The following is a 6,350-nucleotide window of genomic DNA, read 5'->3' on the forward strand; positions in this document are numbered from 1 at the left end:
CGCCGCCGCCGAGCGCTGCGCCAGGTTGCGCACTTCGGAGGCCACCACCGCGAAGCCGCGCCCCTGCTCGCCGGCGCGGGCCGCTTCCACCGCCGCGTTCAGCGCCAGGATGTTGGTCTGGAAGGCAATGCCGTCGATGGTGCCGATGATGTCGGCGATGCGGCCCGAGCTTTCCTTGATGGCGCCCATGGTGCTGACCACCTGCGCCACCACCGCGCCGCCCTTGGCCGCAACCTGGGAGGCGGTGCCGGCCAGCTGGTTGGCCTGGCTGGCGCTGTTGGCGTTTTGCTGCACGGTGGAGGTCAGCGTTTCCATCGAGCTGGCCGTCTCCTCCAGCGAACTGGCCTGCGACTCGGTGCGCGCCGACAGGTCGGCGTTGCCCAGCGCGATCTCGTTGGTGGCCGTGCTCATCTGCTCGGTGCTGCCGCGGATCTCGCCTATCATGCCGGCCAGGCTGTTGTTGATGGTGGCGATGGCTTGCATCAGCGTGCCGATTTCATCCTGATGGCGCACCACGATGTCGGCGCTCAGGTCGCCCGCCGCAATGCGTTCGGCGGCCGTGATGGCCGTGCCCAGGTCGCGCTTCAGCTGGCTGTAGATGAAGCGCAGGCCGGCCACCGGCACCGCCACCGACAGCAGCACCAGCACCACGGCCAGCGTGAAGGCGGCGCGCACGGCCTGTTCGGCCTCGCGCACGGCGCTGCCGGTGCGGGCGTCAAGCTGGGTCAGGAATTCGTTCACCGGCTGCATGATGCGGGCCTTGTTCTGGTGGTAAGCCTGGTCGTGCATCAGCTTGCGGGCCAGCGCCAGGTCCGGCTCGCCCTGGCGCGTGAACTTGCCGCTGCCGTCGTCGAACAAGCCCTTCACCGCGTACATGGCGGTCACTTCCGTGCGCACCAGCGCGTCCGAATTGGCTTGCGCCGCCTGCAGGCTGGCGAACTCCTGCGCGCTGAAGCCGGCCTGCTTCATCAGGTCCTGCAGCGGCACGGTCTTGCCGCTGGCCGGCGGCACCGGCACGCCGCCGGCCACGAAGTCCCAGTAGATGCGCTCGTAGTGTTCGGGGCGCGGCTTCTTGCCGTTGCGGATGTCGAGGATGTCGTTGTATTGTTGCTCATAGCGGGCATCGCTGGTGACCACGTAGGTGCGCGCCAGCCGGGTCAGGTCGTCCGAGCTCTGGCGCAGTTCGTCGGCCAGCATGTAGGAGTTGTAGCGCGCCTGGTGGGCCTGGGTGGCGGCCGTTTCGCGCTCGCTCACGCGCAGCATGGCCCACAGGGTCAGCGCGGCCAGCAGCAGGGTGACCAGCAACAGCGCGATGAACGCTTGTTTGATTGAAAAGTGGGTTTTCATGGCGACACTCCGGGGTATGAATGAGCGGAGTATCTGCCATGCCGGCACCAAAGGAACTTGTCCTTTGGTGCTACTGGCAAAGAGACAAGCTAGGCGACAAGGTTATAAGACGAGCTATAAGACGAGCTAGACGGCCAGCTGCTGCAGCAGGTACAGCCGCTGGTACAGCCCGCCCTCGATCTGCATCAGCTGGTCGTGCGCACCGGCCTCGGCAATGCGGCCGTGGTTCAGCACCACGATGCGGTCGGCGTCGCGGATGGTGGACAGGCGGTGCGCGATAGCGATGATGGTGACGCGTCCGCGCAACTCGTCGAGCGCGGTCTGCACCACCTGCTCGGTCTGGCTGTCGATGCGCGAAGTGGCTTCGTCCAGCAGCAGGATGCGCGGCTTGCCGGCCAGCGCGCGGGCGATGGCAATCAGCTGCTTCTGGCCGCTGGACAGGCGCGAGCCGCCTTCGCCCAGCTCGGTGGCGTAGCCGTGCTCGAGCGCGGCGATGAAGCCGTGCGCGTGGGCCGCGCGCGCGGCCGCTTCGATGTCGGCGTCGGACAGGCCGCGCCCCATGTCGATGTTCTCGCGCGCCGAGGCGGCCAGCAGGAAGGGGTCTTGCGGCACCAGGCCCACTTCGCCGCGGAAGCGTGCGTTGGGGATGCCGGCCAGCGCTTCGCCCAGGATGGCGATGCTGCCGTGCTGGACCGGGTAGTAGCGCAGCATCAGCGACAGCAGGGTGGACTTGCCGCTGCCGGTGTGGCCGACGATGCCGAAGAAGCCGCCCTGCGGAATGTCGAGCGACAGCTCGTGCAGCACGGTCTGCTCTGTGTTGTAGGCGAAGCTCAGGTGGCGGATGGACACAGCGGGTACGTCGGCGCGCGCGCCCGGCGAGGCGGCGCCCGGGGACGCGTGCTGCACGCCGGCCGCCGCGCTGTGCTCGTCGGCCACCGGCTCGTCCAGCAGCGCCGACACGCGCGCCGTGGCCACCACCGACTGCTGCAGCTGGCTGAACTGCATGGTGATCTGGATCAGCGGCTCGATCACGCGCGCGATGTAGCTGATGAAGGCGTACAGGATGCCGACCTCGGCCGCGCTCATTTCACGCTGGCCGAAGGCGAAGATGACCGCGCCCAGCAGGATCACATTGAGCATGTCCAGCGCCGGGCGCAGCAGCCAGGCGTTGGCACGGATCTCGGCCAGGCGCTGGGTGTAGTGCTCGGCGTTGGTCTTGCCGAAGCGCGCGGCGAAGCGCGCTTCCGCGTTGTTGGCCTGCAGCACCGGCATGCCGCCGATGGACTCGGCCATCTGGCCATTGATCTCGCTGCGCAGCTGGCGCGCGCGCGTGACGGCCGGCGCGCTCCAGCGCTGGTACAGCCAGACGATAAGCAGCACTGCCGGCAGCAGCGCCAGCACGATCAGCATCAGGCGCCAGTCCAGCCAGGCCATGGCGATCATGGTACCGACCAGCACGATGGTGCTGTCGAGCATGACGAACAGCACCTGCACGTACAGCGTCTTGACCGCTTCGGTGTCGTTGGTCACGCGCGAGACCAGCTGGCCGATGATGGCGCGGTCGAAGAAGGCCATCGGCAGGCGCAGCACATGGCCATAGACCTGCTCGCGCAGCCGCTGCACCGAGCGCATCGCCAGGCCGGACAGGCGCACCAGCTGCAGGTAGCGCAGGCCGCTGGCGATCCAGCCGGTCAGCAGCACTGCCGCCAGCAAGGTGGCCATGCGCGGCCAGTCCAGGTGGCGCGGCAGCAGGTGTTCGTCGATCAGCGCCTTGCCGGCGATCGGCCCCAGCACTTCGAGGAAGGCGGCGGCGATCAGCCACAGCAGGGCCCAACCGAGGTGGTGGCGGTCCGGCAGCGCGGCGCGGTGCAGCAGGCCGATGGCCTGCGCGGTTTGCTTGCGGGCGGAGGTTTCGTCCGGTTTAGAGAGCATCGAGGCTGGCCTCCAGTTGCTGGTAGCGCCACTGGCTGGCGTACCAGCCGTCCCGCTCCAGTAGTTGATCGTGGGTGCCGGTTTCGCTGATGCGGCCGTCGCGCAGCACGATGATCAGGTCGGCGTTGACCACCGCGCTCAGGCGGTGGCTGGCGATGATGGCGCTGCGTTCGGCGCCGCTCTGGTGGCCGGCGCGGCGCAGTTCCTCCAGGTGTTCCAGGATGCGCGTTTCGGTGCCGGTGTCCACCGCCGACAAGGCGTCGTCCAGCAGCAGCAGGGAGTTGTCGGCCAGCAGCGCGCGGGCGATGGCCACGCGCTGGCGCTGGCCGCCGGACAGCGTGATGCCTTTCTCGCCCACCTCGGTGTCGTAACCCTGCGGGAACAGCAGGATGTCGTCGTGGATGGCGGCCAGATCGGCGGCGTGTTCCACGTCCGCGCGGCTGGCGTGTTCGCGCGCCAGCGCGATGTTGTCGGCGATGGTGGCCGAGAACAGGAAGGATTCCTGCGGCACCCAGCTGATGGCCCCGCGCAAGGCGCGCAAGGTGTACTGGTCCAGCGTGTGCGCGCCCCAGCGCACCGTGCCGTGCTGCGGCGTGAGCTGGCGCAGCAGGATGCGCAGCAGGGTCGACTTGCCGCTGCCGGTGGGGCCGACCAGGCCCAGGGTCTGGCCCGGCTGCAGGCGCAGCGAAATGTCCTTCAGCGCCGGCTCGGCCCCGGCGGCCTGGCCGGGATAGGCATAGCTGACCCGCTCCAGCGCCAGTTCGCCCGGCGGCAGCTGCGCGATCTTGCCGTGGTCGTCCACCGCCAGCGGCGCGTCCAGCATCGGTTGCAGGCGCGCATAGGCGGCGCGGCCGCGTTCGATCAGCGACAGCACCCAGCCGGCCGCGAACATCGGCCAGATCAGCTGGCCCAGGTACATGCTAAAGGCGGTCAGCGCGCCAATGGTCAGCTCGCCCTGCCACACCAGGTAGCCGCCCAGGCCCAGCGTCAGCCCGGTGGCGGCGGTCAGCGTCAGGCCCACGGCCGGCTCGTAGGCCGCTTCCCACACTTGCGCGGTCAGGCTGGCCTTGGCGGCGTGGCCGGCCAGTTCGCCGAACTGGGCGCTGCTGCGCTGTTCCAGGCCCAGCGCGCGCAAGGTGCGCACGCCGGACAGGGTTTCCTGCACGTGGCCGTTGAGCGCGGAAAAGCGCTTCAGCGAATCGGTGGAAGCGGTGTGGATGTGGCTGGAAATGCGCCAGAAGGCCAGCGCCATCAGCGGGAAGGGCAGCAGGGCGATGGTGGCCAGTCGCCAGTCCACGCCTAGCAGCATGATACCCAGCACCATCACCAGGGTCAGCGTGCCGTCGAAGCCGGCCAGCATGGCTTCGCCGGCCGCCATTTCGATGGCGTCGATGTCGTTGGTGGCCAGCGCCATCAGGTCGCCGGTGCGCTGTTTCTGGTAGAAGGCCGGACCCTGCAGCGACAGGCGCGCGTAGAAGCGCGTGCGCAGCTGCACGCCGAGCTGGTAGGCGGCCGCGAACAGGCGCAAGCGCCAGCCCACGCGCAGGAAATAGATGGCCGCGCCGATCAGCAGCAGCTCGCCGATCTGCAGCAGCAGGGCGGTGCCGGACAAGGTGTGGGCGGCCAGGCCGTCTATCATCGCGCCGATGCGGCGCGGCACCAGGATGCTCAGGAAAGCCACGCCGGCCAGCATGGCGGCGGCGGCGAGATAGGCCGGCCAGTGCTGGCGCACAAAGCCGGCGATCAGCCTCGTTAAACTCATTGAAATATCCTTGCAGCGTCAAGCCCGCTAGGATACCTCAGCGAGGTCCGCCCTGCAGGGCGGAGTGGTTTCCCGCTGTGCTGCGCCTTACTTCTTGGCTGCCTTCAGCGAGATGGCTTCGCCGGCAGCGTTGGCCTTGGCGGCGCCGGCCTTGGCTTTGCCAGGCTTGTGCGCAGCGCTCTCCTCCTGCACCGGCGCCACGGCTTCGGCTACCGCGGCGGCCACGGCCTTGGGGGCCGGCGGGGTGACCACGGTGGCTGGCGCAGCTGGCTCGGCTTCGGCCTGGGCGGCCACCGGCGCAGCTGCCGGCGCCGGCGGCGCAACGGCGGCTGGCGCTTTGGCTACAGGCGCTGCGGGGGCTGGCGGCGCGGACACCGGGGCTGCAATCGGAGCGGCTGCCGGGGCTGCCGCCGTGGCCTGGCTGGAGAACGGGTCGGTAAACAGGCTGGCAAACGGGTTCGGGAAGGGATGCGCGAAGGGAGCGGTGAAAGGCGCGGCAAACGCGCCGGCGGCCGGTGCCGGCAGCTTGGCGGCCACGCTGGCGTCCTTGATCTGCTCCTTCACCACCTCGAGCAGCTCGGCCTGGGTCTTGCTGGCGATGCTGGCCAGTTCGCGGCCGTAGGCCAGCACGTTGTCCAGGCTGGGTGCCTGCACCGCGTTCAGCTTGAAGAACTCGGCCGGATCCCTGGCTTCAAACAGTTGCCTGGCGGCGGCGGAAGACTTTTCCACCGAAGCCTTGGTGGCGCTGACATTCAGGGCAATGATCTGCTGCACGCCGTCGAAGGCCGTGGCGGCGAATTCGTTGGCGACGTTGATTTGCTTGTCCAGCTGCGACTTGGCAGTGGCGGTGGCGGCGGAAAATTGTTCGGTGAACGAAAACATGACTTCTCCTGGGAACGTTTATATTGCGCTGCAATAAAATCCATTCTAGCGGCGATCGCTGGCGAAGAAAAGTTATTTCTTTCGCCAGCTCTGCAGCTTGCAAGACGGTATTGACGCACTGCAACACGGCGCCTCAACGGTTCGGCTTGCCGATACTGTTGCGCCGCGGGGCGGCGTCTGCCTACAATCGGCCATCGCAGCCTGGGAGGACAGCATGGAAGCCACGACGGACGCAGCAATGGATACCGTAATACGCAACGCCAGCTTGCCGGACGGCCGGCGCGGCATCGACCTGGCCATCGCCGGCGGCAAGATCGCCGCTGTCGGCCCGGCCCTGCCGGTGCGCGGCGCGCAGGAAATCGACGCCGCCGGCGACCTGGTGTCGCCGCCCTTCGTCGACGCCCACTTCCACATGGACGCCACGCTC

The 6,350-nt window shown here is 68.4% G+C and carries 4 protein-coding genes and 1 pseudogene; 1 reads left to right on the forward strand and 4 read right to left on the reverse strand.

The window, feature by feature from the left end:
• From AC6H42_RS12790 to AC6H42_RS12805, 4 genes are all read right to left on the reverse strand, one after another.
• Positions 1-1,347, reverse strand: a 1,347-nt coding sequence (locus AC6H42_RS12790) for a methyl-accepting chemotaxis protein (protein ID WP_497548206.1), incomplete at its 3' end; no start/stop codon positions are given.
• 126 nt (positions 1,348-1,473) lie between these two features.
• A complete protein-coding gene (locus AC6H42_RS12795; RefSeq protein WP_497548207.1) occupies positions 1,474-3,279 on the reverse strand; it encodes an ABC transporter ATP-binding protein in 1,806 nt (601 codons plus the stop codon).
• Positions 3,269-5,041 carry an ABC transporter ATP-binding protein gene (locus tag AC6H42_RS12800; RefSeq protein WP_497548208.1) on the reverse strand — a complete coding sequence of 591 codons (1,773 nt, stop codon included), beginning with the start codon at positions 5,039-5,041 and terminating at the stop codon, positions 3,269-3,271. Before AC6H42_RS12800 ends, AC6H42_RS12795 begins: the two co-directional genes overlap by 11 nt.
• 87 nt (positions 5,042-5,128) lie before the next feature.
• Positions 5,129-5,923, reverse strand: coding sequence for a phasin family protein (locus AC6H42_RS12805; protein WP_497548209.1), 795 nt, complete (start codon positions 5,921-5,923; stop codon positions 5,129-5,131).
• Positions 5,924-6,161: 238 nt separating this feature from the next.
• Here AC6H42_RS12805 and AC6H42_RS12810 point away from each other — a divergent pair.
• Positions 6,162-6,350 (forward strand): annotated as a pseudogene (locus AC6H42_RS12810) (cytosine deaminase); the annotation flags it as partial.

The sequence above is a fragment of the Massilia sp. NBRC 108631 genome, from assembly GCF_059704565.1.